Source organism: Kitasatospora sp. NPDC050463 (genome assembly GCF_040655255.1).
Classification (GTDB): Bacteria; Actinomycetota; Actinomycetes; order Streptomycetales; family Streptomycetaceae; genus Kitasatospora.
In genome coordinates, this window is sequence record NZ_JBFAJO010000086.1 from 1 (window position 1) to 25975 (window position 25975).

22 protein-coding genes and 1 pseudogene are annotated in these 25975 nt (G+C 74.7%); 13 read left to right on the plus strand and 10 right to left on the minus strand.

Annotated features, from left to right (window positions below):
* The first annotated feature begins 529 nt into the window (after positions 1-529).
* Complete coding sequence (locus AB0J08_RS35135; protein WP_360642211.1) at positions 530-1042, plus strand: universal stress protein; 513 nt, start codon at positions 530-532, stop codon at positions 1040-1042.
* Between the two features lie 226 nt (positions 1043-1268).
* Here AB0J08_RS35135 and AB0J08_RS35140 read toward each other — a convergent pair.
* A pseudogene (locus AB0J08_RS35140) lies at positions 1269-1418 on the minus strand (chaplin family protein); the annotation flags it as partial.
* A gap of 417 nt (positions 1419-1835) precedes the next feature.
* On the opposite strand from AB0J08_RS35140, the gene AB0J08_RS35145 reads away from it, so the two are divergent.
* The 8 genes from AB0J08_RS35145 (at position 1836) to yidD (ending at position 10859) form a co-directional block, all read left to right on the plus strand.
* Positions 1836-3368, plus strand: a complete 1533-nt coding sequence (locus AB0J08_RS35145) for a PLP-dependent aminotransferase family protein (RefSeq protein ID WP_360642213.1) — start codon at positions 1836-1838, stop codon at positions 3366-3368.
* A gap of 234 nt (positions 3369-3602) precedes the next feature.
* Positions 3603-4112 (plus strand): hypothetical protein, encoded by a 510-nt coding sequence (locus tag AB0J08_RS35150; protein WP_360642215.1) that lies wholly within the window; start codon positions 3603-3605, stop codon positions 4110-4112.
* Positions 4113-4237: 125 nt separating this feature from the next.
* The gene (locus tag AB0J08_RS35155) at positions 4238-5074 is read left to right on the plus strand and encodes a YwqG family protein (protein WP_360642217.1); all 837 of its coding nucleotides are present in this window, start codon (positions 4238-4240) and stop codon (positions 5072-5074) included.
* Between the two features lie 169 nt (positions 5075-5243).
* Positions 5244-6209 (plus strand): hypothetical protein, encoded by a 966-nt coding sequence (locus AB0J08_RS35160; protein WP_360642219.1) that lies wholly within the window; start codon positions 5244-5246, stop codon positions 6207-6209.
* A 465-nt stretch (positions 6210-6674) separates the two neighbouring features.
* Positions 6675-8084: a family 2B encapsulin nanocompartment shell protein gene (locus AB0J08_RS35165; protein WP_360642266.1), complete on the plus strand. Its 1410-nt coding sequence runs from the start codon at positions 6675-6677 to the stop codon at positions 8082-8084.
* A 321-nt stretch (positions 8085-8405) separates the two neighbouring features.
* On the plus strand, positions 8406-9254 hold the full coding sequence (locus tag AB0J08_RS35170) for a hypothetical protein (RefSeq protein ID WP_360642221.1): 849 nt from the start codon (positions 8406-8408) through the stop codon (positions 9252-9254).
* A 208-nt stretch (positions 9255-9462) separates the two neighbouring features.
* Complete coding sequence (locus tag AB0J08_RS35175; protein WP_360642222.1) at positions 9463-10236, plus strand: hypothetical protein; 774 nt, start codon at positions 9463-9465, stop codon at positions 10234-10236.
* Between the two features lie 86 nt (positions 10237-10322).
* Positions 10323-10859 carry a membrane protein insertion efficiency factor YidD gene (yidD, locus tag AB0J08_RS35180; RefSeq protein ID WP_360642224.1) on the plus strand — a complete coding sequence of 179 codons (537 nt, stop codon included), beginning with the start codon at positions 10323-10325 and terminating at the stop codon, positions 10857-10859.
* Positions 10860-11004: 145 nt separating this feature from the next.
* Here the strand turns inward: yidD and AB0J08_RS35185 are convergent, their stop codons facing one another.
* Positions 11005-13332: a glycosyl hydrolase family 18 protein gene (locus tag AB0J08_RS35185; protein ID WP_360642226.1), complete on the minus strand. Its 2328-nt coding sequence runs from the start codon at positions 13330-13332 to the stop codon at positions 11005-11007.
* A 276-nt stretch (positions 13333-13608) separates the two neighbouring features.
* Here AB0J08_RS35185 and AB0J08_RS35190 point away from each other — a divergent pair, with 276 nt between their 5' ends.
* The 4 genes from AB0J08_RS35190 to AB0J08_RS35205 all read left to right on the plus strand — a co-directional run bounded on the left by AB0J08_RS35190 (position 13609) and on the right by AB0J08_RS35205 (position 18014).
* Positions 13609-14259 (plus strand): class I SAM-dependent methyltransferase, encoded by a 651-nt coding sequence (locus AB0J08_RS35190; RefSeq protein WP_360642228.1) that lies wholly within the window; start codon positions 13609-13611, stop codon positions 14257-14259.
* Positions 14260-14390: 131 nt separating this feature from the next.
* Positions 14391-16406 carry a PIG-L family deacetylase gene (locus tag AB0J08_RS35195; protein ID WP_360642230.1) on the plus strand — a complete coding sequence of 672 codons (2016 nt, stop codon included), beginning with the start codon at positions 14391-14393 and terminating at the stop codon, positions 16404-16406.
* Between the two features lie 255 nt (positions 16407-16661).
* A complete protein-coding gene (locus AB0J08_RS35200) occupies positions 16662-17246 on the plus strand; it encodes a TerD family protein (RefSeq protein ID WP_360642232.1) in 585 nt (194 codons plus the stop codon).
* Positions 17247-17519: 273 nt separating this feature from the next.
* Complete coding sequence (locus AB0J08_RS35205) at positions 17520-18014, plus strand: DUF5954 family protein (RefSeq protein WP_360642234.1); 495 nt, start codon at positions 17520-17522, stop codon at positions 18012-18014.
* A 90-nt stretch (positions 18015-18104) separates the two neighbouring features.
* Here AB0J08_RS35205 and AB0J08_RS35210 read toward each other — a convergent pair whose 3' ends face one another.
* The 8 genes from AB0J08_RS35210 to AB0J08_RS35245 all read right to left on the minus strand — a co-directional run bounded on the left by AB0J08_RS35210 (position 18105) and on the right by AB0J08_RS35245 (position 25675).
* Positions 18105-19517: a lytic transglycosylase domain-containing protein gene (locus AB0J08_RS35210; RefSeq protein WP_360642236.1), complete on the minus strand. Its 1413-nt coding sequence runs from the start codon at positions 19515-19517 to the stop codon at positions 18105-18107.
* A 224-nt stretch (positions 19518-19741) separates the two neighbouring features.
* Positions 19742-20731, minus strand: coding sequence for a pyrroloquinoline quinone biosynthesis protein PqqB (gene pqqB / locus AB0J08_RS35215; RefSeq protein ID WP_360642268.1), 990 nt, complete (start codon positions 20729-20731; stop codon positions 19742-19744).
* On the minus strand, positions 20647-22038 hold the full coding sequence (pqqE, locus tag AB0J08_RS35220) for a pyrroloquinoline quinone biosynthesis protein PqqE (RefSeq protein ID WP_360642237.1): 1392 nt from the start codon (positions 22036-22038) through the stop codon (positions 20647-20649). The genes pqqB and pqqE overlap by 85 nt, the downstream gene beginning before the upstream one ends.
* Positions 22035-22787, minus strand: coding sequence for a pyrroloquinoline quinone biosynthesis protein C (locus AB0J08_RS35225; protein WP_360642239.1), 753 nt, complete (start codon positions 22785-22787; stop codon positions 22035-22037). Before AB0J08_RS35225 ends, pqqE begins: the two co-directional genes overlap by 4 nt.
* Positions 22772-22939, minus strand: coding sequence for a pyrroloquinoline quinone precursor peptide PqqA (gene pqqA / locus AB0J08_RS35230; RefSeq protein WP_360642241.1), 168 nt, complete (start codon positions 22937-22939; stop codon positions 22772-22774). The genes AB0J08_RS35225 and pqqA overlap by 16 nt, the downstream gene beginning before the upstream one ends.
* A gap of 191 nt (positions 22940-23130) precedes the next feature.
* Positions 23131-23826: a hypothetical protein gene (locus tag AB0J08_RS35235; protein ID WP_360642243.1), complete on the minus strand. Its 696-nt coding sequence runs from the start codon at positions 23824-23826 to the stop codon at positions 23131-23133.
* Positions 23811-24713 carry a PQQ-binding-like beta-propeller repeat protein gene (locus AB0J08_RS35240; protein WP_360642245.1) on the minus strand — a complete coding sequence of 301 codons (903 nt, stop codon included), beginning with the start codon at positions 24711-24713 and terminating at the stop codon, positions 23811-23813. Before AB0J08_RS35240 ends, AB0J08_RS35235 begins: the two co-directional genes overlap by 16 nt.
* A 296-nt stretch (positions 24714-25009) precedes the next feature.
* Positions 25010-25675: a hypothetical protein gene (locus tag AB0J08_RS35245; protein WP_360642247.1), complete on the minus strand. Its 666-nt coding sequence runs from the start codon at positions 25673-25675 to the stop codon at positions 25010-25012.
* Positions 25676-25975 lie beyond the last annotated feature (300 nt).

Here is a 25975-nt window from a genome sequence, read left to right on the forward strand (position 1 = left end):
GGCCATGAGTGCCATCCGGACGCGGTTGCGGCGCTTGGTGGCGGTGGTGGTCGCGGTGGTCTCGTTACGGAAGGTCATGCGGGTCCTTTCGGAGGGTGTCTGCGAGCGTGCGGAACCAGGCCCTTGGGGGCTGCTGGTTTCGGGGGGTGTGTGGCTCGCGTGGTTCGGCACCTGCTGTGCTCCGGGGGCGGTGTGGCCTTCGGTGCGGCTGCTCGGTGCAACGGGTTCGAAGTTACGGGGGTGGGGGTGGGGGTTTCAAGGATTCGGAGGTTTAGGCATGTCAGGGTGGTGTTACCGGGTGTATGGATCAAGGAAATGGGCTGTTCTGAAGGCAAATGTCCCGTTTTTCAAGATCGAACAGGCCGGGAAAGTGGTCCGCGCCACATCGCGACCGGTGTGAGGCCGCGCACATCGTCGACGGTGTGTGACGAGCCCTCGGCCGCCCGTACCGGAAGGGCGGGGTGGTGACCCGTCTCCGGGTGGCCCGCACCACAGCCCTCACCCGTCGTGTCCGCCATAGCCTCTGGGCATGAGCAACGAGAGCGAAGCAGAGCCCGTCGGCGGTGCCGAGGAGCCGGGGGCGGCGGTCGCGCCGGCCGGGTTCGAGCTGGGGACGGACGGGCCCAAGGTGATCCTGGCGGGCCTGGACGGCTCGGAGTCCTCGTGGCGTGCGACCGCCTACGCGGCCGGCCTCGCCCGGCGCCAGGGCGCGAGCCTCGCCGTGGCATACGTGCAGCCCGTTCTCGGGGCGGCCACCGCGCTCGCGGGCGCGGCCGTCGAGGAGACCACTCAGGAGATCGCCGACGAGCTGCTGACGGCGCTGCGTGAGGCGGAGCACCGGCTGAGCGACGTCTGGCGGGTGGACTGGCGCTTCCTGACCGTCCGGGGCGACCCGTTCACGGGGCTCGCGCGGATGGCGGACGAACTCCGGGCGGACGCCGTGGTGGTCGGCGCCTCGGAGCAGGCCGGGCACCGGGTGATCGGCTCGGTCGCCGTCCGGCTGGTGAAGGCGGGCCGCTGGCCGGTGACGGTGGTGCCGTAGGGGGAGTGCGCGCGGGGGTCGGCAGGAGGGGCGCGGCGCGGAGGCGGGCGGAGGCCGCGGGACCGTCCCGGGGCGGTGGTGAGGCCGAAGGGCTGGGATCCGGAGCGAAGGCCGGATCCCAGCCCTTCGGCGATCGGGGAGAGGGGCCGGAGACGGGCCCCGCGGACAGGGCCCAGTTGAGCGCGCCGATCACGTTGACGCCGTTGCCGCAGATGTTGATCGGCATGCTGATCGGGATCTGGATCTGGTTGCCGGAGAGTACGCCCGGTGAACCGGTGACGACGCCGCTGGCGTAGGCACCGCCGGTGTTGATGCAGGTCGTTCCGCCCTCCGGAGAACGACTCGGCGGCGGGGGCGTCGTGCGCGGACGCGCCACAGTCGCCCGCGAACGCCGGACCGGCGGAGATGACGGCCAGCGCGGCGGTGAGACCGGCGGCGAGCAGGTACTTCCTGGTGTTGGTCATGCCGGAAGGAATAGCCAGCCGACACGCGGGACCGGACATGATCCGACCCGAATTGCCACCCGATCGGAGTCGCGATCCGACCCTGATGCAGGAGCCGGGCGGGCCAGTGGTCACCCGGACGGACGGTGGCCCGCGCGGGCCGCCGCCACCCGTGCCGCCCTCGCACCGGGCCTTTCCCCGGTCCGGTGTCCTGTCCCGGGCCCTCGCCGGGCCCTGTGCCGGTCTGCGACCGGGACGGCGGCACGGGTTCGCCGGTCCGGGGCGTCCGGGACGTCCGCCGCCCGCCCACCCCCGGGGCCGGTTCGTACCCGGCGATAGGGTTCGTGACCATGACGGACACCCCGGTCGCGCACCCCCGGACGCCCGCCCGCCGGCCGGCCGGGGCCAGACCCCGCCCGGCAGCGACCGCGACGGCGACGGCGACGCCCGTCGCCGGCCCGCCGGCCACCCCGCACGGCAGCGACCTGCACCTCGAACTGGCCGCCACCGGCGGCCGCCGCGCCGCGTTGATGGCCGCCCTGCGCGAAGCGATCCGCAGCGGCCGCCTCGCCCCCGGCACCCGGCTGCCGCCCTACCGCTCCCTCGCCGCCGACCTCGGCATCGCCCGCAACACGGCCGCCGACGCCTACGCCGAGCTGGCCGCCGAGGGCTGGCTCACCGCCCGGCAGGGCTCCGGCACGACCGTCGCCGACCGGGCCGAGCCCATCGCTCCGACGCGGGCCCGCCGGTCACCCCCGGCCCACCGGCCCGCCCACGACCTGCGCCAGGGCCGGCCCGACACCGCCTCGTTCCCCCGCACCGCCTGGCTCGCCGCCGGCCGCCGGGCCCTCACCGCCGCGCCCAACGAGGCCTTCGGCCCGGGGGACCCGCAGGGGCGCCGCGAGCTGCGCGTCGCCCTCGCCGACTACCTGGCCCGGGCCCGGGGGGTGCGCACCGACCCCGACCGGATCGTCGTCTGCTCCGGCTTCGCCCACGCGCTGCGACTGCTGTTCGACGGACCGGGCGCGGTGCTGGGCGGCCCGGCCGCGGGGCCGCTGGCCGTCGAGGCCTACGGGCTGGCCTTCCACCGGGCGCTGCTGGCCCGAGCCGGGGTGACGACCGTGCCGCTGCCGCTGGACGAGGACGGCGCACGGGTCGGGACGCTCGCCGGGTACCCGGAGGTCCGGACGGCGCTGGTCACCCCGGCCCACCAGTTCCCGACCGGTGGCCCCCTGCACGCGTCCCGGCGGGCGGCGGTGGTCGACTGGGCGCGCGGGCACGGCGCACTGGTGCTGGAGGACGACTACGACGGGGAGTTCCGCTACGACCGCCGGCCGGTCGGCGCGCTGCAGGGGCTCGACCCCGAACGGGTGGTCTACCTCGGCAGCGTGAGCAAGAGCCTCTCGCCCGCGCTGCGGCTCGGCTGGATGGTGCTGCCCGAGCAGCTGGTGGACCGGGTGCTGGCCGCGAAGGGGGAGCGGGAGGCCTGGGCGAGCGCGCTCGACCAGCTGACGCTCGCGGAGTTCATCGACTCGGGCGGGTACGACCAGCACGTGCGGCGGACGCGCCGGCGCTACCGGGACCGCCGGGACCACCTGCTGGCCGCGCTGGCCGCGCGGGCGCCGTCCATCGAGGTGTCCGGGATCGCGGCCGGCCTGCACGCGGTGCTCCGGCTGCCCCCCGGTACCGAACGGTCGGTGCTCAAGGCGGCGGCCTACCGGGGGCTGGCCCTGGACGGGCTGGCCGACTACCGCCACCCCCGGATCGGGCTGGACGCGATGCCCGCGGCGGACGGCCTGGTGGTCGGGTACGCCGCGCCGGCGGACCATGCCTACCAGGCGGCCGTCGCCGCGCTCTGCGACGTCCTGCCCGACCCGCTCTGACCCGCTCTGACCCGGACCGGACCGCACCGGCCCGCGTCCTCTCCCGTTCCGGTCGCGGGAGCCGGCGGGAGGTCGGACCGGCGGCGTGCGGGCCGGAGGGTAAGCGGCGGCGGCGCGCCGGGGGCGCTCCGGCGAAGCCAATGGCCCGCCGCGTCCGCTCCGCTGTCCTATGCCGGTACGGCCCAGGGCGGAGGCCGCTTCCCGAACGGGCGGCGGCCCCTACGCTTTCTGGTCATGCGCAGAACACATGTGAGCCGTCTCGGAATCGCCGCGATCCTGGCCCTCGTCGTCGGTCTGCTCCTCTCGGCCGCCCCCGCCCGGGCGGACACCCCTCTGCTCTCCGTCAGCTCCGACCGGGCGACGGCGACCCCGGGCTCCTCGGTCACCCTGACCCTGACCCTGACCAACCCGCACGACACACCCGTGCAGTTCGTCTACCAGTCCGTCCAGCCGACCTACACCACCACCCAGGTCGCCGGCCTGGCGTACGCGTTCTCCGCCTGTGGCGGCGCCGTCGGCGCCTGCGACACCGGCAGCACCAGCGGCCTGGTCCACCACACCGTGCCGGTCGCCGCCGGCGCCTCCACCACCGTGACGCTTACCTACGACATCGGTGCCGGCTCGGTCTGTGGCGCCGGCACGCGGATCGACTTCTACACGTACCTCTACTACGAGTACCAGTCCGGTGCCGCCTCCGACTCCGGCATCTTCGAGGTCCCCGGCAACGAGGTCGTCTGCTCCTGACCCGTCCGGTCCGGCCCGCTCGCGCGGACACCCACCCGAGCTCCCGTCAGGTGCCGGCCGCCCCCGTACCGGCACCTGACGGGCCTTCGCGTGGACTGTCGGACCCCCGTGGCAGGCTTGCGCCCATGGCCGAACCGCTGATCGACGCGACCGACTGCGCCACCGTGGGCGCGCCCACGGGCATCACCGCGCGGATGACCACGGAGTTCGACGGGCCCGTGCTGCCCGTCCCGGGCGGTGTCCACGAGGCGATCCGCGCGCGGGCCGACGAGCGGACGGCGCCGCTGGTCCACCGGCTGATGCGGCCCTCGCTGGCCCTCGCCGCCGACGGCGACGGCCCGCCGGCCGGCCGCCTCGGCGGGCTGCCCGCACTGCCGGCCGGCACCGAGTGGCCGCAGTTCGCCGGCCGACCGATGCAACTGCTGGCCCAGCTCGACTGCGCGGGCCTGGCGGAGGCCTTCCGCACCGCCGGCCGGGGCGGCGACCGGCTGCTGCCGGCGGACGGGCTGCTGCTCTTCTTCCACGACGAGTGGATGTCCGACTTCAGCGGCCGCGGCTGCCGGGTCCTGCACCTGCCCGCGGGTGCCCCGCTCAGACCCGCCCCGGCGGGCGGGCCCGGCACGCCCGCCGTCCGTGCCGTCGAGGTCCGGGCCCAGTGGCGGCTCTCCGCGCCCTCCTACCAGGACCGCGAGCTGGAGAACCTCTTCCCGGACGACTTCCTGATCGCCCTCGACCTCGCCGCCGACTTCCGCGACCACCTGTCCGCCCCCGACGTGCGCGTGCTCGGCTGGTGCGACACCGACACCGGCCGCCCCGTCGGTCACCGCCCGCTGCTGCAGGTCGAGAGCCGCGCCCTGGACGTGGACTGGGGCGAGTGCGTGAACGTCTCGTTCTGGATCACCGACGAGGACTTGGCGGCCGGCCGCTTCGACCGGGTCCGGCACGGCTTCGAGGTCGCCTGAGCGGTGGCGTGTCCGGCCCGGCTCCGAGGTCGCGGGACCGGGCCCCGCGCTGCCCGGGCGGCCCGGCCCCGCCCCCACTAGGCTGCTGGGAGAGGTGGGCACCCGCCCGCGGCTGCCGGTGCCCCCGGCCGGGCGGTCGGTCCCCGATCGCCGACGCAGTGGGACGGACGTGACAGCAGAGGAATCGGCGGCACCCGACGCGGAGGCGCCCGACGGGACGGAGCCCCCGGTCGGTGAGCTGCTGCGCTCGGTGCGGGCCCACCCGTCCCGGCTGCCCGAGATCCTCGCCGTGTTCGCCGTCCGCCACCGCGGCCCCCGGGCCGCCCGCCGGATCGCCGCACTGCGGGCGGCCCATCCGGAGGCCGCGCCGCAGGACTTGGCGGCGCTGGCCGTGGCGCATGCCCGGCGGGTCAGCCAGAGCGAGGGCGCCTTCGTCGGCGGGCCGTTCATGGTGCTCGTCCCGTTCGCCTTCTGCACGGCGCTGCTGGCCCAGGGCCAGCTGTTCCTCGAACTCGCCGCCCTCGCCGGAGAGGATCCGGCCGCCCGGGCCCGGGCGGCCGAGGTCCTGGTGCTCCAGGGCGCGTACCCCGACGTCGCCGCAGCGGAGCGCGCCCTCGCGACCGCCCCCCAGCCCTCGGGCGACCGACGGCGCGGGGTCTGGTCGCTGCTCCGGCGGATGGCCCGTCTGCTCGGTCTGACCAGCGAGGGGGTCGACCCGCCGCCCTCCCGCTGGCAGACGGTCGGCGGGTGGCTGCTGGTGCTGCTGACCTTCCTGGTCGGGCTGGTCGCCCCGCTGGTCTGGCTGCCCTACATGGCGTTCTCCTACGCCCGGGCGACGGACCGGGTCGGTGCCCGGGCCGTCGACTACTACTTCGGCGGCGACGTCGTGGGGGCCGCGCTGCGGCGGCGCCGACGCCGCGCCGACCCGGCGACCATCACGGCCGCGATCAGGGCGGGGATCTCGCTGCTCCTGCCGGCGGCCGCGCTGATCGTGCTGTTGCTCGCCGACATCCGGCTGGCTGGCAGTCGGTGGCCGCTGCTCACGCTCACCCTGGTGCTCCTCTCCTGTCTGGTCGGCGAGCTCTGGCACCGCCGCTACCGCCGCCGCTTCCGCCGCCACCACCGGCGGGGGTGACGCGGTACGGGTGGGGGCCGCTTCGGTCGGCCGGCGACGCGGTCGGTCTGAGGAAGGAGCGGCCCGGCGCGGCCGCCGTAGTCATCCGTTCGAGAGGCGAACACCTGTTCCGTCCGCCGGTGGGCCACCCGCCGGCCCACGGGCTTTCGCGCTGCTCCGTTCGGGTGGAGGGGATCGTTCCGGAGCACGGACGATTCGCATGCACAGCAAGTCGGGGATCCGTGGGGGAAGAGTGCAGGATTCCAACCGCCTGGCACGTCAGATTCACCCTATCGGGGGGTGCTACGGGGCCGTACGGCTTCGGTCGGGCGTGGGTGATCTAGGGTTCCCCGTGGGTCGCCCCGAGTGGGCGGACACCATCGCGAGAATTCGCCAACACCCCTTCCCATAAGCGTATCTGATGATCCGTCCCCGTCTTCCGGGGTGGGTCGGTGTGACCTTGACCAGATGAAGGAGACCCTGCCGATGCCGGTGGAGACCAGCCCGGAGACGCAGCAGGTACCGCAGCAGTCGAGCCTGACGACGGCCGCTGCCCGCAACCTCGCCACCACCACCAAGTCCGCACCGCAGATGCAGGAGATCACCTCCCGCTGGCTGCTCAAGGTGCTTCCCTGGGTCCAGGCCGCCGGTGGCGCCTACCGGGTGAACCGCCGACTCACCTACACCGTCGGCGACGGCCGGGTGGAGTTCATCAAGACCGGCTCGCAGGTCCGGGTCATCCCCCGTGAGCTCGGCGAACTCGCCCTGCTGCGCGGCTTCGACGACGAGGAGGTGCTGACGGCCCTCGCCGACCGCTGCGAGCAGCGCGACTTCGGCCCCGGCGAGGTGCTGGTCGAGCGCGGCGCCGAGGCGGACCGCATCTTCCTGATCGCCCACGGCAAGATCAACCAGATCGGCACCGGCAAGTACGGCGACGAGACCGTGGTCGGCGTGCTCGGCGACGGCGACCGCTTCGGCGAGCACGCCGTGCTCGACCCGGACGCCGTCTGGGAGTTCACCGCCAAGACGGTCACCGGTGGCACCGTGCTGTCGCTGCCGAGGCGCGAGTTCCAGGCCATCCGGGACAACTCGCCCGCGCTCCAGCAGCACCTGCACGACTTCCTCGCACTGCCGCTCCAGCGCCAGAACGAGCGCGGCGAGGCCGAGATCGCCATGTCGGCCGGTCACCAGGGCGAGTACGAGCTGCCCGGTGCCTTCGTGGACTACGAGCTGAAGCCGCGTGAGTACGAGCTGAGCGTCGCCCAGACGGTGCTCAAGGTGCACAGCCGGGTCGCCGACCTCTACAACCAGCCGATGAACCAGACCGAGCACCAGCTCCGGCTGACCATCGAGGCGCTGCGCGAGCGCCAGGAGTACGAGCTGGTCAACAACCCCGAGTTCGGTCTGCTCAACAACGCCGACTTCTCCCAGCGGATCCAGACCCACTCCGGCCCGCCCACCCCGGACGACCTCGACGAGCTGCTGAGCCGCCGCCGCGACCCGGACTACCTGCTCGCCCACCCGCGCGCCATCGCCGCGATCGGCCGCGAGCTGAACGCCCGCGGGCTCTACCCGCACCATGTCGACCTCGGCGGGCAGCAGGTGCCGGCGTGGCGCGGGGTCCCGATCCTGCCGTGCAGCAAGATCCCGATCACCAAGGAGAACACCAGCTCGATCCTGGTGATCCGGACGGGTGAGGACAACCAGGGCGTCATCGGACTGCACCAGACCGGCATCCCGGACGAGTACCAGCCGAGCCTCTCGGTGCGGTTCATGGGCATCAACGAGAAGGCGATCATCTCGTACCTGGTCAGCGCCTACTACTCGGCCGCGATCCTGGTGCCGGACGCGGTGGGCGTCCTGGAGAACGTCGAGATCGCGCACGGCCGCCACTGAACAACGGCCCGATCGGGCGCGGCGGGGCCGTAACCGGCCCACCGCAAGATCGTTTCACCTGACGTCGGACGGCCCGCCCCCGGGGTCCTGTCCGGCCGATCCTGCCCGGCGTCGCACGCCCGGCGGGATCGGCCGGACGGGGTCCGAGGCGGGCCGTCCGATGTCGCCCTTCCCCTCCCGGTGTGGACCGGGGCCCCGGACAGGGGCGACCCCCCGATGAGGCCGGTTCCCCCAGGGGTCGGCCTCCTGACGATGCGAGAGGTGCATGGAGTCCATGCCGCAGCCCCAGCAGCCCCTCCGGATACCGGTGGACGGGCAGTCGTGACCGCAGACCTGATCGTCGTGAGCGGCGGCGCTCCCGGGCGCCGGGCCCGGCTGGCCGGCGCGGCGGCCGGCGTGGCCGTCCTCTGCGCACTGCTGAGCGGCGCGGCCGGCGCCCGGTCCCCCGAGCACCACGACGGGGGCGGCCCGCACGGGCCGGTCGTCGAGACCTGCGTCTCCACCGGGACGGACGTCTCGGTGTCGGTCGGCCACGGGGGCGTCGATGTCGAGGTCGACGTCGACGTGGCGGTGGGTGTCACGGTCGACCTCTCCGGAGTGCTGCACCACCCCGGGCCGCATCCGAAGCCGGGCCACCCGCCCTGGCACCACCACCCGTGCCCGAGCCCCACCCCGACGCCCAAGCCGTCCCCGACGCCGACCCCCACGCGGACGCCGGCCCCCAGCCCGACCCCCACGCCGACGCCGACCCCGACGCCGGAACCGAAGCCCACGCCGACGCCGACCCCCGCGCCGGTGCCGCCGCCCGCGCCCGCCCCGACGCCGAAGCCCACCCCGCCGTCTGCGTCGACCAGGCCCGCGCCGAAGCCCACGCCGAAGCCGACCGTGGCACCGGTCGTGCCGCCGCCGGCTCCTCCACCGGCCCCCGAGCCGCCCTCGCCGACCGCCACGCCGACTCCGGCGCCGGCCGTCCCGGTGCAGCCGCGGCCGGTGGTCAAGCCCGTCCGGGTGCCGCTGGCTCCGCCGGTGCCCGCTCCGGAGCGCCACCACGGCAGCCCTCCCACCCGGACGATGCTGCTGGTCACCGTGCCCGCGGTGCTCGCGGCGGCGGCACTGCGCCCGCGCGGGCGCGCGGGCCGCGCCGGCCGGGGTGGCTCCGGCCGCTCCTGAGGCGGCCCGCTCCGAGCGGGTCCGTACCGAGCTCAGCCTGCCCTGTACCGACCTGCCCTGTACCGACCTGCCCCGAGCCCGGCCCCGCCGCGGGGCGGGGCGGGTCGGCCACGGCGCGGCCGGTGCGGGACCGTTCCAGCCGGCCCGGCCGCGTTCCGACGGCGGCCGGGCCCCGACCAGAAAACCCAAGCTGAAGAAGGGAGTTCCCATGTCCGAGTGGTTGGCGCTGGCCATCGCCATGTCGGCGGCCTGCGCCGTCGTGGTGGCGGTGGTGCTACTGAGGCACCGCCGGGTCAGTGAGGAGGAGGACACCGACGAGACACCCGACGTCATCGAGTACATGACGATGATGATCGGCGTGGTCTACGCGATCGTGCTCGGCCTGGCCATCGCCGGCGTCTGGGAGGCGCGCGGCGCCGCCCAGGACGACGTGTCGCGCGAGGCGCAGTCGCTGCACGAGGTGAGCGAGCGCGCCCAGATCTACCCGGTCGAGTTCCGCGACAAGGTCCGGGCCGACGTGGACGCCTATGTCTCCTACGTCGTCGACGTCGAGTGGACGTACATGCGCGAGCACGGCGAGATCTCCGAGCGGGGCACCGAGCTGCTGGACAAGCTGCGCACGGACGTCGCCACCCGCACGCCGGCCAGCGACCTGGAGGCCCAGGCCTACCAGCCGATCATGGACCGGATCGCCGTCGTCGACGACGCCCGGAACGCGCGCGGCCAGAACGCCGGGCCGACCATGCCGGGGGTGGTCTGGTTCGGCCTGATCGTCGGGGCCGTGGTGACGGTCGGCATGGTGTTCGCGCTGCAGATCCGGCGCTCGACCCGGGAGTTGCTGCTGGCAGGGGCGTTCAGCGCGCTGATCGCCTTCCTGCTCTTCCTGATCTGGGACTTCGACGACCCGTTCGGCCGGAGCGTCTCGGTGACCACGCAGACGTTCACCGACCTCTTCCCCACGCTGGGTGGCGGTCAGGACTGACCGTTCACCCCTGGCGGCCTCCTTCGATAATCTGAACGGGCCGTCGGGGGCCGGTCCCGTCGGGCGTATCGAGAGGATCGTCAGTCGTGACCTACCCGCCGCCCCAGCAAGGCGCGCCGTACCCGCCCCGACGGCCCCGGGTGGCCTGGTGGTGGCTGCCGGAGAAGGAGCGCCGCCGGCGCAGGCAGCAGCGGGAGGAGTGGAAGGCCTACCAGCGGCAGAAGGGCAGGAAGAACGACAACGACTGCTCGGACGCTTGCGACTGCTGCGACCTCGGGGATCCCTGCCTGATCGCGCTCGTTCCGGTGATGATGGCCTCGGGTCTGCGGTTCGCTCTGACCGGGGGCGGCCGCCCCCGGGGCACCGCCGCCGATCCGGCGGCGCCCACCCCGCAGGGCTTCGCGGCGGGGGTGCTGTACGGGGCGGTGCGGTACTACCGGAGCGAGGTCAGCCCCGGGCGTCCGGCCTGCTGCCCGTACACGCCGACCTGTTCGACCTATGCCGTCCAGGCGCTGAACCGGCACGGCGCGGTGCACGGCGCGCGGTTGACGGTCGGCCGGCTGCTCCGCTGCCGCCCGGGTGCGGTGCGCCGCGGCGGGGCGGACCCGGTGCCGGGCCACTAGAAACCCGGCGGCGGCACACGGAGAACGGAACGGAGCACGGCGCGGAGTACGGACCGGAATACGGTGCGGAATTCGGCACTGAATTCGGCACGGCGGCCGCGCGGATCACTGCGATCCGCGCGGCCACCCGCCGCATGACGGAGCGTCAGCGCAGGCTGCTGTTGATCGCGTTCAGCAGGGTGCCGGAGGCGTCGTCGTTCTCCAACGAGAAGGCGAACATCCCGGCCAGGCCCTTGCTCTTGGCGTACGCCCCGCGCGCCTGGATGGCCTGCGGGGTGTCACCCGTCCAGAAGTTGGTGCCGTCGTAGACCCAGGAGGTCTCGGTCACCGGGTCCCAGTGGGTGGTGGCCGCCGTGGCGTTGAGCTCCTTCCAGGCGGCCAGGCCGGCCTCGGCGCTCAGCGGCTTGGCCGGGGTGGGTCCGGTCGCGCTCTGGTACAGGCCGTAGGTGGAGCCGGCCGGCACACCCGTCCACCCGCGCCAGTAGAACGGGATGCCCAGCACGAGCTTGTCGGTCGGGAAGCCGCCCACGATGCCGTACTCCGGCAGGCCGGTGGTGTACGCGGCGAGGGTGGTGTCCACGTTGTCCTTGCGGGTGCCCGGGGTGATCGGCGTGGTCGGGTCGGCGGGGCTGTCGTGCAGCGGGTCCTGGTGGTTGGTCGGCCCCTTGGCGTCCCAGGCGCCGTGCATGTCGTAGGTCATGATGTCGGCGTAGTCCAGGTACGCGCCGATCTTGTCGGTCTCAAGCTGCGCGATCTTGTCCTGACCGCTCGGCAGCGCCGCGGTCAGCAGGAACCGCTTGCCCTGGGCGTTGCCGAGGGCATCCAGCTGGGTGCGGAACTCCTTCAGCAGCAGCGTGAAGTTCTGCTTGTCGGCGGGGGAGTAGTGGTTGCCGGTGTGCCCGCCGGCCGAGCCCGGGTACTCCCAGTCGAGGTCGACGCCGTCGAAGAGGCCGGCCGCCGAGGCCTGGCCGCCCGAGGCGTCACCGGCGACGCCGGTCGGCAGGTTCCCCTTCAGGAACATGTCGACGCAGGAGGAGACTAACGCCTTGCGGGAGGCGTCGGTCGCGGCCGCGTCGGAGAAGTACTTGGAGTACGTCCAGCCGCCGATCGAGATGGTGAACCGCAGGTTCGGGTACTTGGCCTTCAGCTGGCGCAACTGGTTGAAGTTGCCCTTGAGCGGCTGCTCCCAGGTGTCGCTGCCGCCGTCCACGCTGGCCGCGCCGTTGTAGTCGGCCTGGTAGTCGGCGTAGGCGTCCCCGGCGCCGTCCCCGGCGTCGGGGTTGGACTCGTTGGCCGAGTCGGAGGCCTTCACGGCCTGGAAGCAGGTGTGCGTGGTCGGGTGGATGTTGGCGAAGGCGTAGGTGATCACGTCCAGCTTGCCCGCCGCACCACTGGTGTCCACGTTCTTGGCGTGGTAAGCGTTCTCGTAGACGCCCCACTGGTCGAAGTAGGCCGAGCGGAACGGGCTCGCGGCCGGGGCGGCCGCGGTGGTGGTGGCGACCGGTGCGGACTGCGCGGAGCCGTGGCCGCCCGAGTAGCCCTGCACGGTGAAGGTGTAGCCGGTGCTCGGCAGCAGCGAACTGACGGCCACCGAGGTGCCCATCGAGGTCGCCACCAACTGGTTGCCCGCGTAGACCTTGTAGGCGACCGGTCCGTCACCGCCGGTCAGGGTGGACGGCTGCCAGCTGAGCACCACGGCGTTGTGGGTGACCTTGCCGACGGTGAGGCCGCCGGGCGTGGTGACCTTGCCGTCCCCGGCCGGGCCGGTGCCCGTGGCGGTGGCGGTGGCGGTGGCGGTGGCGGTGGCCGTCGCCGTGGGGCTGGTGGACGCGGTCGGGCTGTTCGACGCCGTCGGGCTGGTCGTCGCGGTGGGGCTTCCGGTCGCCGTCGGGCTGGTGGACGCGGTCGGGCTGGTGCTGCTGGTCGGCCCGGCCGGTCCGGTCAGGCTGAGGTCGTCCGCGCGGTAGGTGCCGGTGCCGTACCAGCCGTGCGTGAACACCGTCACCGAGGTGGTGGCGGCACCGGTGGTGAAGGTGGTGCTGAGCTGCGTCCAGCCGGTCGCGCTGGGCGTCCAGGCTGAGGAGTTGACGCCGGTCCCGGTCGCGCCGAGGTAGACGTAGCTGCCCTGGACCCAGCCCGACAGGGTGTACCGGGTGTTGGGCTGGACGGCGACGGTCTGCTGGCACTGCGCGGTGTCGGAGGCCGAGGCGGCCCCGCTGAGCGCGTAACTCCCGCTGTGTACCGGTGTGGTGACGACGGACCCGTTGACGCAGGTCCAACCGGCCGGTGAGCCGGTCTCCAGGCCGCCGTTGGTCAGCAGGTTGACGGGCGCGGCCGAGGCCGTGTTCAGGGAGAGCGTGAGCGCGGCGGTGCCGGTGGTGAGCGTGGCAGCCAGCGCCAGTGCGGTGGCCCGCCGGCGTGGTGCGGCGGCCCGGCGCTCGGCAGGGCGCGCGGGCGTGACTCGGTCGTGCATGCGGTGTCCTCCGGATGAGTGGGGGTTCCGGCGGTGCGATGGCCCTGGCGGGCCGAAGGGAGCCGAACCGAGCGCGGTGGGGGCGCCCGGGCGGGTGACACATGCGTCGCTGCGGTGCGTCGAGGCGGTCGGGCCGTCGGCCCGTACCCATCAACGACACCACAGATTGGACTGGACCAATATTCGCCGTCAAGGGTGTCCGCCCGCTGGACGGCCGGTCGTCGGCGCGCCGGTACGGTGGTCCACGGAGCAGCCCCGCCGAACGGAGGACGCGTCATGGACAGCCAGGACTGGAACGACCGCTACGCCGCGAGCGAGCTGGTCTGGGGCGCCGAGCCCAACCGCTGGGTGGTCGAGGAGTTGACCGGCCGCACCCCCGGCCACGCCCTGGACCTCGCCGCCGGAGAAGGGCGCAACGGCATCTGGCTCGCCCGCCAGGGCTGGCGGGTCACCGGCCTCGACTACTCCGCCGTCGCCGTCGAACGCGCCGAGCGGCTCACCGCGGACCTGCCCGACGAGGTCGCCGACCGGCTCACCTGGCGTCACGACGACGCGCGCACCTTCCCGATCCCGCCCGAGGGCTACGACCTGGTGCTGGTCGCCTACCTCCAGCTCCCCGCCGACGACCGCCGGACGGCCCTGCGCCGGGCCGCCGCCGCCCTCGCCCCCGGCGCCACCCTGCTGGTGGTCGGCCACGACACCAGCAACCTCACCGAGGGCGTCGGCGGCCCGCAGGACCCGCGCGTCCTCTTCAGCCCGGACGACGTGCTCGCCGACCTCGCCGACGCCGGGCTGCGGACCGTCCGCGCCGAGCGCGTCCACCGCCCGGTGGCCGCGGAGGCCGGGCACCGCGGCCCCACCGGCGGGGGGCGCGGGGTGGCGATCGACGCCCTGGTGCGACTGGAGAAGCCGGTTCCGTTCGGGTAGGCCGATCCGTGCGCCCCGGGTGGAGGGGCGGCTCGCGGGCCTGGTTCGATGACGGGTGATCATCTCGACAGGAGCGGATCCGGCCGGGGGGCGTTGCCGACCCCTGCCCGGAACCGGGAGGAGTCACGGATATGACGTGTTTTCGGATCCCCGCCAGGACGACGCTGGCGGCCGCCCTGACGGCGGGCCTGGCGGTGATCGTGCCGCCCGCTCCCGACGCGGCGGCCGACTCGGTGCCGGTGGCGGAATCGTTCCTGCAGATCGTCGCCCACCAGGACGACGACATCCTGTTCATGAACCCGGACCTGAGCCGCCAGTACGACTCCCCCTCGGTCACGGTCTACCTGACGGCCGGTGAGACGACGGACCCGCGGTTCGCCGACCCCTGTGCCTACGCGGCGAGCCGGGCCGTCGGCGCGCGGGCCGCCCACGCGCGGATCGCCGGTGTCACCGACCCGACCTGGACCGTCACCCCGCTCAGGCTGAGCACCGGCAGGACCGTCGAGCTGGACACCCTGGACCAGGCGCCCCAGGTGAAGCTGGTCTTCTTCAAACTGCATTCCAGCGGCCGTGACCCCGTCGCCGGGCAGGCGGCGCTCGACACCCTCTTCAAGGAGGGTCCCGCCGGGCCCGGGTACATCTCCACCCTCGGCAGCATCGCGGTGGACGGCCGCTGTGACGCCACCTACGCCGACCAGCAGTACCGCCACGACGACCTGGTCGCCTCCCTCACCGACGTGATGCGGCGGTTCCGGCCGACCGTGGTGCTGGCCCAGGATCCGCGGGTGGGCTACGGCTACACCCGGGAGATCACGAACCTCGCCGACAACTCGGACCACATCGGCGGCGCGCGCTTCGCCGGCAAGGCCCTGGCGGGTTACCACGGGCCCGACGGGAACGGCCGTGTGCTGCTGCGCAACTACCGTGACTACAACGTGCGGATCGATCCGCCGAACATCCCGCCGGGCGTGGCGCTCGACAAGCGGTGGACCTTCCTCACCTATCTGGGACCGAACCGCAACGGCTTCGGGCAGCCGTACTCCGGCCGGTACGACCCCCAGCCGGACCCGGCCGAGGAGTCGTTCTACGCGATGTTCCCGGGCCGCCAGTACGTGCGCTGGTCCAACGGCACCGCCTGGTCGGCCCTGGACGGCAGCGGCTCGCTGAACGCGTTCGCCGTGCTCGACGGCCGCGTCCAGGTCTGGCGCGAGACGGCGCCGGGCGGCGGCTGGTCCGGACCGGCCGCCGTTCCGGGCGGTGCGGGGCTCGCCGCCGCCCTCGGGGTGGTGAAGGACGGCAGCGGACTGATCCACCTGTTCGGCATCCGGCTGGAGGACAACCGGATCGTCACGACGGCGCAGAGCGCCTCCGGTACGTGGACCGACTGGACGACTCTCGGCAACCCGAATCCGGGCACGCCGGACTACGTCGGCAGCCCCGTGCCCGTCCTCGGCCACAACGGCCTGCTGACCGTCTTCGTCCGCAACGGCGGTGGCGGTGTGAGCGCGGTCTCCCAGCTGCCGCAGGGCGGTTGGACCACGGACTGGGCCGACCTGCACGGCAGCTGGGTCCGGGACGGCCTCGCGGCGGCCCTCGCCCCCGACGGCGGGATCGAGCTGTTCGCTCCCTCGAAGGACGGCATCCTGCACTGGCGGCAGTCCGGGCCCGACGGCCCGTTCGTGCCGGACGCCGGTCTGCTCGGCCCCGCCCCGGCCGGCCCGATCACGGTGGGCCGCAACGCCGACGGCCGGCTGGAGATCTTCTACCAGCAGGCCGGCAGCGGCCAGGTCGGCACCCAGTACGTGCGGACGGACGGCTCCTGGACCACCTCGCCGGACTCGCTGGGCGGGCCGGCCACCCTGGAGGGCGTCTCGGTGGTGACCGGCGGTGACGGCCGGATGACGGTGGCGGCCCGCAACGGCGGCGCCGGGGTCAGCCTGGTCTCCCAGACCGCCCCGGACCGCGGGTTCGCCGCCGACTGGCCCGACCTCGGCAGCGTGATCATCGGCGCGCCGACCGTGACGACGGACGCCGCCGGCCGGGAGGTCGTCCTCGCGCTCGGCCGGGACGCCCGCCTCTACGCCGTCCGGCGGACCGCGGTGGGGGCGAACAGCCCGTTCGGCGCCTGGCAGCGGGCCGGGAGCTGACGGGCCGAGAGCTGACGGGCCGGGAGCTGACAGGCCGGGAGCTGACGGGCCGGGCTCCCGCCGGCCGCCGGGGCGCGGCGCCGGGAGCCGGGCGCGCGACCGGCGTCACGCGTGCGGGAGAGCGGTCCGTGCCCGGAGCGTGTGGTGTTGATCGTGGGAGCGGGGTACGGGGATCCCCAGGAACGACCCTGTGCACCGGGAATCTCTACAGTGCTGTAGATTCAAGGCGCAGGGCGGAGCAACGAGGAGGACGCGATGAGCGTTTCGCTGGCCAAGGGGCAGAAGCTGAGCCTGGAGAAGCCGGGCGGGGGGCAGCTGGGCGTGGTGCGGATGGGCCTCGGCTGGCGGGCCGCCCAGCGGAAGGGGTTCTTCGCCAAACTGCTGGCCTCGCAGGAGATCGACCTGGACGCCTCGGCCGTGTTGTTCGCCGCGGGGAAGCCGGTGGACGTGGTCTACTTCCAGCACCTCACCAGCAACGACGGTTCGGTGCGGCACAGCGGGGACAACCTCACCGGCGGCGCCGGGGACGCCACCGACGACGAGTCGATCACGGTGGACCTCACCCGGGTGCCGGCCGAGGTCGACCAGATCCTCTTCACCGTCAACTCCTTCACCGGGCAGACCTTCCAGGAGGTCGAGAACGCCTTCTGCCGGCTGGTCGACGAGCAGACCGGCGCCGAACTGGCCCGCTACACCCTCACCGGCGGCGGCCCGTACACCGCCCAGATCATGGCCAAGGTGCAGCGCACGGGCGGCGGCTGGCAGATGGCCGCGATCGGCCAGCCCGCGAGCGGGCGCACCTTCCAGGACCTGATGCCGGAGCTGGCCAAGCACCTCTGACCGGCCCGCGCATCACCCGCGACCGGCCCTCGGCCGGTCCGGCGACCGGCGGCGCGGGGCCCGTCCGATCTCCCCCCGGACGGGCCCCGCGCCCGCTGTCGCTCCCGCGCCCGCTGTCGCTCCCGCGCCCGCCCGCCCCGGGGCGAGGCCCGCGCCGGGCCGCCACGCATGCGGACCGGGGCGGACGGCCCGCCCGACCGCGCCGCGCTGGCCGGTCGGGTGCACTTCCCCGGTAACCCTGCGGCTCGCTCACCACGTCCACTGCCTGGCCGCATGGACGATGACGCTGTGCGGCTGCCGGAGCACCGCGCCATCCGGGTCGCCCATTCCGACGACCCGGTCGCAGCCGTGGCCGGTCTGGGGGCCTGGGCGTCCCGCCAGCGGTATCCGAGCCTGATGACGATGCCGCCCGCCTTCGGCGGTCTCCAGCGCACCGACGACGGGGCCTGGCGCATCCTCGGCTGTCACGCCACCACCCCGCAGACGGCCCGCGACGACCTCGGTCACGGGTTCCGCTGCTGGGGGCGGGCCGATCCCAGCACCCGGTCCGCCGCGGCCGCCGACCGGCTGGACGCCGAGCGCGGGCATGAACTCCGGGCCGCCGACCGACGGTTCCGTCTGGTGTGGGTCGAACCGGTGGTCCGCCTCGGCCCCGACGGCCCCGAGCTGCCCCGGACCTCCGACTGGGATCCGGACCTCCCGGTCAAGGTGCGGGAGCGGCGGGACCGGGCGGCCGGGCGTTACGTCGAGGACGACGAGGAGGGCTGATCGGGCGTCGGCTCGGTGGGCCGTCCTCCGGGGACCGCTCGGCGCAGCGGCCGGAGGAGCCGGGCGTGGGATCCTCCGGCCCGTGCGTGGTCAGCGGGCCGACGGTGAGGCCGACGGGGACCGGGGCACCGAGGGAGAGGGCGAGGCGCTTGCGGTGGCGGCGCCCGACGAGGTCGCCGTCGGGGTGCCGCTTGGGGTGCCGCTCGGCGTGCCGGTCGGGGTCGGGCAGCCGGGCGCAGTGGGCGTGGCGGTGGCGGTGGCGGTGGCGGTGGCCGAGGGGGAGGGCGTCGGGCTCGCGCCGCCGGTGGGCGTCGCCGTCGCGGTGGGCGTGGCGCAGGCGGTGGGTGTTCCGGTCGGGGTCGCCGTCGGTGTGCCGGTCGGGGTCCCGGTGGGGGAGGTGCTGGGGGTTCCGGACGGCGTGGCGCTCGGGCTCGGGCTCGTGCTGGCCGAGGGCGACGGCGCGGCGGTGGGTGTGGGCGTCACCGTCGGAGCCGGGCTGGGCGCACCCGTCGGCGTCGGCGTCGGGGCGTCGGTCGGCGTGCCGGTCGGGGTGCCGGTCGGGGTCGGCGAGGGTGCGGGCGCCGCAGGGCTGGTCGCCGGAGCGGTGGTGGCGGGGGCCGGCCGGTCCGGGGTGGTGGTCGCCGCCCCGCTGCCGAAGTGGGCCATCCAGTTCTTGACGGTCCGCAGGTACTCGCCCGAGTTGTTGTAGCCGAGGATCGCCCGGTCCAGCTGCGCCGGGTCGGCGAGGTCGCGCCCGCCCGCGCAGAGGTAGCGGCCGGCCGACTCGGCCGCGTCGAAGATGTTGTTCGGGTCCGCCCGGCCGTCGCCGTTGGCGTCGACCCCCCAGTAGGCCCAGGTGGAGGGGATGAACTGCATCGGCCCGACGGCCCGGTCCCAGAGCCGGTCGCCGTCGTACCGGCCGCCGTCGGTGTCGGCTATCGCCGCGAAGCCGTTGCCGTTGAGCACGGGGCCGAGGATCGGCCGGTACGTCGTCCCGGCGGCGTCCACCCCGCCACGGTCGGCCTGACCGGACTCGACCTCGCCGATCGCGGCCAGCAGCTGCCACGGCAGGTGGCAGGCGGGCGAGCGCAGGGTCAGCGCCGCCTCGGCCTTGCGGTAGGCGGCCTGGGCCGTCGCCGGCAGGGCGGGCCCGGTTCGGAACGGTCCGGCGGACGGGTCGCCCGGCAGGGTCGCGGGCGGCTGCGGCAGCGGGATGGAGCCCCCGCCGTCGACCGGTACGGCGGGCCCGCCGGGGAGCGGGGGCAGGGCGGCCCCGGGCGGCGTCGCCGCGGGCTGCTCCGTGGACGAGGCGACGACGGCCGTGGTCGGGCCGACCGCGGACGGTGCCGGGGTGGTGGCCGCGACGGCGGTGAGGCCGAGGCCGGTCACCTGAGAGCCGGTCAGCGCCGCCAGCGCGGTGAAGGCGGCCGCCGCCCCGGTCACCCGCTTGCCCAGCCGGATCCGGCGCCCCGCCTGCTGTCCGCTGCCGACTCGTGCCCTCATGCCGTGCCCTCCCCGTGACCGTCCGGACCCTCGGGGAACGGACGGGCTGTCACCATCGTGCCTGCCAGTGCATGACAGTTCGTGTTACCGCGAATGATTAGTATCACGACGATCTGACAGGGCCCGGGTGAGCAGCGGCTCTCCCGGGCCCCACGGTCCGGTGAACGTGTGGGTGGCGGGGCCGTGGGTGCCGGGGCCGTGGGGCGGAGAGCGGCGGTGGCGCCTCAGAGCTCGACGAGCTGTCCGTCCTCGGCGACGGTCGCGCCCACCGCCGCCACCGCCGCCGCGAGGTCGGCGGAGCCGGGAGAGCTCGGATGCGCCAGCGGGTTGGTGTTGTTGAGGTGGGTGTAGAGGTAGCGCGGGCCGGGGTGTCGGGCCAGCTGGGCCAGCGAGTCCTCGATCGCCAGGTGGCCCATGCCGCGCGAGGAGCGCGAGCCGCCGGTGTGCTCGGCGAGTTCGTCGTCGGTGGCGAAGGTGCCGTCGAGGATCACCACGGTCGCGGCGGCCACCGCCCGGTCGAGCTCCGGCGTCCAGGCGGCCAGCCCGGGCGCGTACACCGCGCTCGCGTTGCTCCCGGCTGCCGTGAACCGGTAGCCGGTCACCCAGTCGGCCCGTCCGTCCCAGCCCTCGCCGGGCAGGTCGGCGGCGTACCGGGGCCGCTTTCCGCCGAGCGCCAGCGGCTCGGCGCGCAGGCCGCCGGCCAGGTCGACGGCGGTGCCGGGCACGACGCCCTGCCAGCGGGCTTTGGTGTAGGGCGCGAGCAGCGGGCCGACCGGGAAGGCGCCGTGCAGCGCGGCGCGGACCGGCTCGGTGGCGTGCACGCTCAGCCCGGCGGCCTCCCGCAGGGTCAACAGTCCGAGGGTGTGGTCGAGCTCGCCGCTGGTGAGCAGGACACCGCGCAGCGGGGTGTCCCGGGTGCCGGCCGCCGGGGCGAGTTCGGGGGTGGCCAGCAGCTGGGCGCGCAGGTCGGGCGAGGCGTTGACCAGGTACCAGGCGGCGCCGTCCGCGCTGACCGCCAGGCAGTCCTGGCTGCGGGCGGCGCCGGTGCGGCGGGCGGTGGCGCAGCCCTCGCAGCCGCAGTTCCACTGGGGCAGGCCGCCGCCGGCGGCCGTGCCCAGGATCCTGATCTTCAGCGCATCCTCCGGGGTGCGGGGGCCGGGGCGGCCGTCGGGACCGGCCCGGTGACCAGGTGGTGGTCGGGGGAGAGCCGGCAGGCCGGGTCGGTGGCGCCCGGGTCGCCGGTGAACTGGAAGGCCTGGCACCGGCAGCCGCCGTGGTCCACCTCGCGCAGCGCGCAGCTGCGGCAGGGCTCCGGCATCCAGTCGGTGCCCCGGTAGCGGTTGAACAGGGAGGAGTCGTGCCAGCTCGCGGCGAGACCGTCGGTCACCGCGTTCGGCAGCGCCGGGCCGGGCAGCTGTGCGGCGGCCAGGCAGGGCAGTACGTCGCCGGTGGGGGCGACGACCAGCTGTCGCCTGCCCCAGCCGTCCATACAGGGCTTCACGGTGCCGCCGTGGTGGTCGGCCGCGACGTGCACGATCTCGATCCGGTCGCCGTGGCGTTCCCGGGCGGCGGCCACGTCCAGCTCGGCCTGGCGGACCTGCGCCTCGCTCGGGGCGAGGTGGGCCCGGTTGTGCCAGGCCCAGCCGTAGAACTGGGTGTGCGCCAGCTCGACCCGGTCGGCGCCGAGTGCCACGGCCAGATCGGCGAGTGCGCCGAGGCGGGCCAGATTGCCCCGGTGCAGCACGGCGTTGACGGTCAGCGGCAGCCCCGCGCCGGTCAGCAGCGCGGCCGCGGCGAGCTTGCGCTCGTGCGCGGCCAGGCCGGCGACGGCGTCCGCGCGGCGCAGGTCGGCGTCCTGGACGGAGAGCTGGACGTGGTCCAGCCCGGCCTCGGCGAGTGCGGCGGCGCGTGGCCCGTCCAGCGGGATGCCGCTGGTGACCAGGTTGGTGTAGAGGCCCAGGCCGTGTGCGTGGGCGACGATCCGGTCCAGGTCGCGGCGGAGCAGCGGCTCCCCGCCGGTGAGGTGGACCTGCAGGACGCCGAGGCCGCGTGCCCGGTCGAGCACGCGGAGCCACTGATCGGTGTCCAGCTCGTCACGGTAGCGGGCGAGTTCGAGCGGGTTGGCGCAGTAGGTGCACTGCAGCGGGCAGCGGTAGGTGAGTTCGGCGATCAGGCCGAACGGTGCCGGTGCCCGGACGGCGGCGCCCGGCAGCCCGGTGGCCGGGTACGCCAGCGCGGGCGAGCCGGAGCCGTCCAGGGTGAGCAGCCGGCGCTCGGCGAGGTCGGCGAGCAGTTCGCGGACCTGCGCGCCGTCCACCCCGTCGTACTCGGCGGCGAGCCCGGCGGTGATCAGGCCGGCGTCGCGCCGCCCGTCGCAGTGGCGCAGCACGGCGGCGGCGGTGTCGTTGAGCAGCAGGACACCCTCGGGGTACAGCAGCGCGGCCCGGTCGCGGACCGGGTCGTGCACCAGCCGCACCCCGCGCCGCAGCCCGGGCACCTCGGCGGTCGGAGCGGTCGTCACCGGTCGCCCCCGTAGTCGACGGCGTCCAGCATGGCGCGCAGCACCTCGCACTTGAAGGCCAGGGCGTCGAGTGCGGCCTGCTGCTGGTGGGCGGTGACGCAGTGGTCCAGCACGAGCTCCAGGGTGCGGGCGCTGTCCTTGCGAGCGGTGGGGATGCGGTGTTCGAAGTACGCGTACCCCGCCGGGTCGATCCAGTCGTAGTGGGTGCGCCAGGCGGTCACCCGCTGGGCCATGTGGTCGGGCGAGAACATCTCGGTGAGGGCCGCTGCCACGCCCTCCGTCCACGGTCTGGTCTGGCAGAAGTGCAGATAGCCGTCGACGGCGAAGCGGACGCCGCGGGCGACGTGCCGCTCGTCGGTGACCTCCGCGCGGTCCAGGCCGACGGCCTCGGCGAGCACCAGCCAGTCGGCCAGCCCACCCTCGTTCGGCGCGGCGCTGTCCCCGCCCCTTCCCCTGCCCCGGTCGTCGTCCTCCGGGGCGGCCGCCCCCGGGCCCGGACCGTCCTGGTAGCCGAGCCGTTCGACCCAGGCCCGCCGGACCTCCGGCAGCGGGCAGTTGGCGATGATCGCGGCGTTCTTGCGGGTCAGGCAGAGCTGGTAGTACCAGCGGTTGGCGACCCAGCGCCGCAACTCCGGTGGCGTGCAGCCACCGGAGTGCAGGCGCAGATGGAACGGGTGGGTGTCCCAGTACCGTTCCCGCAGGTCGTACAGCCTCGCCGCGAACCGCTCGCGGGTCAGCGGTTGCGCCACTGGGCGGCCCGTCCGGCGTAGGCGGTGACCTCGGCGCCGGTGCGGTGGCACTCGACCGCCGGCGCGGACCAGGCGGGCCTCGCGGCGGCGCCGGCCGGGCGCTCGGGCGGTGCGGCGGCGGGGGTGGGCAGCGGAGCGGCAGTGCGGTTCATCGGATTCCTCCTCGGGAGAGGGCGGGTGGGAGGAGCACACGGGCCCTGTGGGCCGCGCGGCCCCGTGGGTCAAGACGCTACGAGCCGCCGGGCCCGGCCGCCGGTCCAACCCGCACGATGCGCGGTCAAACGGGCTCGAACGGGTGATGGGCCGGGGCCGGGGGTTTGGGTGCTCGCACCGCGTCCCGTGGTCAGGAAGCGGCGCGTCCGAAGGCGACCAGGTGCCCGTCCTTGGTGCCGACGAACACCCGCCCGGCGTCCGTGGCGGGGACGGCGAACCTGCTCACCGTGCCGAGCGCGAAGCTGCGGCGCAGCTTGAGCGTGCCGTTGACCGGCAGCGGGTCGTACACCCGCAGCTCGCCGTTCTGCCCGCCCGGACCGGTACCGGAGTAGACGGTCCAGACGAGTGCCGAGCCGGAGGCCGTCCCGTTGGAGGTGACCACGGGTGAGCCGGAGGCGTAGCCGAAGCCCTCGGTGCTGGTGCCCGCGCTGGTCAGCTGGGGGTTCCCGGCGCTGTTCACCGTGTACTTGAGCGCGCGCAGCGAGCCGTAGTTCTCGACCAGGTAGACGTAGCCGCCGTCGCCGCCCCAGACCCCGGGGTGGCCCCAGACGCCCTTGAACGGGCCGGTCGTGCCGACCGTGCCGTCGGTGCCGTTCGGGCCCTGGCCCATGCCGCCCAGGTGGTCGCGGTCCAGCAGGAAGATCCGGCCGTCCTTGCCGACCTGCACCAGCAGGTGCGGGTGGGCGGCCGTGCCGAAGCCGGACGGCAGGGCGGCGGGGCCGCCGGAGCCGAGGTCCAGGTCACCGTGGTCCATGTCCCGGTTGTTGGTCGGGCTGAAGAAGTCCTTCGGGGCGAGGCTGCCGTCGGCGTTCACGCCCAGCCGCACGACGGACTCGGCGAAGTGGCCCTGCGGCTTGTCGCCCGGCCCTTGGGCGGGGAGGAGCCCGTGCCGGCGCCGTTGCCGGTGGCGAGGATGATCCGCCCGGAGCCGTCCGAGACCAGGCCGCCGCCGCTCATCCAGACACCCCCGTTCTGCGAGGCGGAGCCGGACTCGGTGGACCAGAGCGTCAGCTTGCGGGAGCTCGTGTTGACGCCCCCGACGACGCCGACGTACGTGCCGACCCCGCAGTCCGAGGCGAAGCCGAAGTACACCGCGCCGTCCAGCAGCAGGAGCCCGGAACGCTGGGCCGAGGTGCCCGGGTCGAACGGCACCCCGGGGCTGTTCACCGGCGCTCCCTGGACGGGGACCGGCCAGCCGCCGCGTTCGGCGCCCGAGGCGACGTCCAGCGCGTGCACCGAGAAGTGGGCGCCGCCCTCGGAGGACTTCGTCACCAGGTAGACCGTGCCGGTCGCCTTGTCGTACACGGGCGTCGAGGTGATGCCGGTGCCGGGGGAGAGGCAGGCGGTGGACGACGGGACGGGCGAGCCGAGCGCTCGCTGCCACAGGATCCGGCCGTCGGCCGCGCCGATCCCGTAGACGTGGTTGGTCTCGCTGGCGACCACCACGGTCGAACCGGCGACCAGCGGTTGCGCGAGGACGGCGCCGTCGACGGCGGTGGACCAGCGCCGGCCGAAGTCCGAGGCGGAGACCTGCGCGGGGCCCAGGCCCGGCTCGGCCGCGTCCCAGCCGGTGCGCATGCTGTTCACCGAGACGGTGGGGTTGTCGGCCCGTGCGGGTGTCGCCGTGGCCAGCGAACCGGCCACGGCCGGGGCGAGCAGCGCCAGCCCGCTCAGCAGGGCCGTACCGGTGCGGGCCGCAGGCGTTCGGCTCACCACCGGACGGCTTGCCGGCGTGGTGCGTGGGCCGCCCGGGGGCGGGGATGGGTGGAGTCGGCTCATACGGTCCGCCTTGGCTGTCGGAGGAGTACGGGTTCGGCGCCGTGGCGTCATTCTGTGAACGCCCGCGTCGTGCCCGCATCCGCCCGCAGCCCCCGCCCCGGCGCCGTTCACGCCCCGGAGGGAACGGGCTGCCCGCCCGGCGTCTCCGCGGCGGTGGCCGCCGTCCCGCCGCCGCCTCTCCGCCGTCCCGCCGCCGGACCGGGGGCGAGACAGCGGGACGGCGGGGCGGCTCAGGCCGTGAGCTGCTTTGCCAGCACCATCGCCAGCGCGCCCTCGGCGACTGCCTCGGCCGGGGCGTTGACGTCGTCGCCCGGGCCGCGGTCCTTGACCACCTCGACGGCGTAGGCGCGGCCGCCGGTCAGGAAGAGCACCCTCGGGTGGGTGCCGTCCTTGCGCTGGGCCAGCACCGCCTCCTGGCCGACCCCCGGCAGCGGCGTGACCTGGAGTTCGCCGTTCGCCCGGGCGGAGGCCAGGGCGGTCGGGCTGGTCTCGTGGATGGAGGCGTACGACTGGCGGGAGCCCCAGGTGCAGCCCCAGACCGGGCTGCCGTCGCTCGCCGGGTCGAGGTGGGTGCCGCGGAACGGGCCGCCGGTGCCCACCGCGGCGATGACCTGGGGCGAGGTCAGCAGCGTGCAGGCATCGTCCGGCCGGGCGGCGGGCGCGGTGGTGGGCGTGCCGGCGGCGGTGGGGGCCGGTACGGAGGCGGTGGGCGCGGTGGATCCGGGCGGCGTCGATCCGGCGGGGGCCGATGTGGTGGGCGCGGGCGTGGTCGGAGGGGGTGCCGCGGTGGCCCCGCCGCCGGAGGACGAGCAGCCGGCCACCGCGACGGCCGCAAGGGCCAGCGCGGGCAGCCAGAGCTGCCGACGGCCGTACCGGACCGGTGACTTGAGCTGCATGGGACCCCCTCTACTGGCGCCCGCCGGTGCGGCGGACTGCGATGCTGAGGGGATCCTAGTGGTCGGGCCCGGCCGGTACTTCCCGTTCCCGCAACGGGAGTTGTACGGCTGCGTCACGACGGTGAACCCGGCGCGTCCGGCGGCCGGACGGGCGGTCCGGGGTGCGGGGGTGGTACGCGCACGTCCGGACGGGCTCCGGACGGCGCCCGTGGCGGGCGGTCCTGACCAGGTCCGATGCGGTGAAGGTCCCTTACCAGTGCGGGGTGTTCGGTGTCGATCTCTCCACCATCAGCTCCCCGG

Excerpts from the sequence above, each read along its gene's own strand:
- AB0J08_RS35210 (WP_360642236.1), bottom strand. The coding sequence starts at position 19,517 with ATGAGGGCACGAGTCGGCAGCGGACAGCAGGCGGGGCGCCGGATCCGG.
- AB0J08_RS35185 (WP_360642226.1), bottom strand. The coding sequence starts at position 13,332 with ATGCACGACCGAGTCACGCCCGCGCGCCCTGCCGAGCGCCGGGCCGCC.
- AB0J08_RS35195 (WP_360642230.1), top strand. The coding sequence starts at position 14,391 with ATGACGTGTTTTCGGATCCCCGCCAGGACGACGCTGGCGGCCGCCCTG.
- AB0J08_RS35135 (WP_360642211.1), top strand. The coding sequence starts at position 530 with ATGAGCAACGAGAGCGAAGCAGAGCCCGTCGGCGGTGCCGAGGAGCCG.
- AB0J08_RS35150 (WP_360642215.1), top strand. The coding sequence starts at position 3,603 with ATGCGCAGAACACATGTGAGCCGTCTCGGAATCGCCGCGATCCTGGCC.
- AB0J08_RS35175 (WP_360642222.1), top strand. The coding sequence starts at position 9,463 with ATGTCCGAGTGGTTGGCGCTGGCCATCGCCATGTCGGCGGCCTGCGCC.
- AB0J08_RS35245 (WP_360642247.1), bottom strand. The coding sequence starts at position 25,675 with ATGCAGCTCAAGTCACCGGTCCGGTACGGCCGTCGGCAGCTCTGGCTG.
- AB0J08_RS35205 (WP_360642234.1), top strand. The coding sequence starts at position 17,520 with ATGGACGATGACGCTGTGCGGCTGCCGGAGCACCGCGCCATCCGGGTC.
- AB0J08_RS35145 (WP_360642213.1), top strand. The coding sequence starts at position 1,836 with ATGACGGACACCCCGGTCGCGCACCCCCGGACGCCCGCCCGCCGGCCG.
- AB0J08_RS35155 (WP_360642217.1), top strand. The coding sequence starts at position 4,238 with ATGGCCGAACCGCTGATCGACGCGACCGACTGCGCCACCGTGGGCGCG.
- AB0J08_RS35190 (WP_360642228.1), top strand. The coding sequence starts at position 13,609 with ATGGACAGCCAGGACTGGAACGACCGCTACGCCGCGAGCGAGCTGGTC.
- AB0J08_RS35200 (WP_360642232.1), top strand. The coding sequence starts at position 16,662 with ATGAGCGTTTCGCTGGCCAAGGGGCAGAAGCTGAGCCTGGAGAAGCCG.
- pqqA (WP_360642241.1), bottom strand. The coding sequence starts at position 22,939 with ATGAACCGCACTGCCGCTCCGCTGCCCACCCCCGCCGCCGCACCGCCC.
- AB0J08_RS35165 (WP_360642266.1), top strand. The coding sequence starts at position 6,675 with ATGCCGGTGGAGACCAGCCCGGAGACGCAGCAGGTACCGCAGCAGTCG.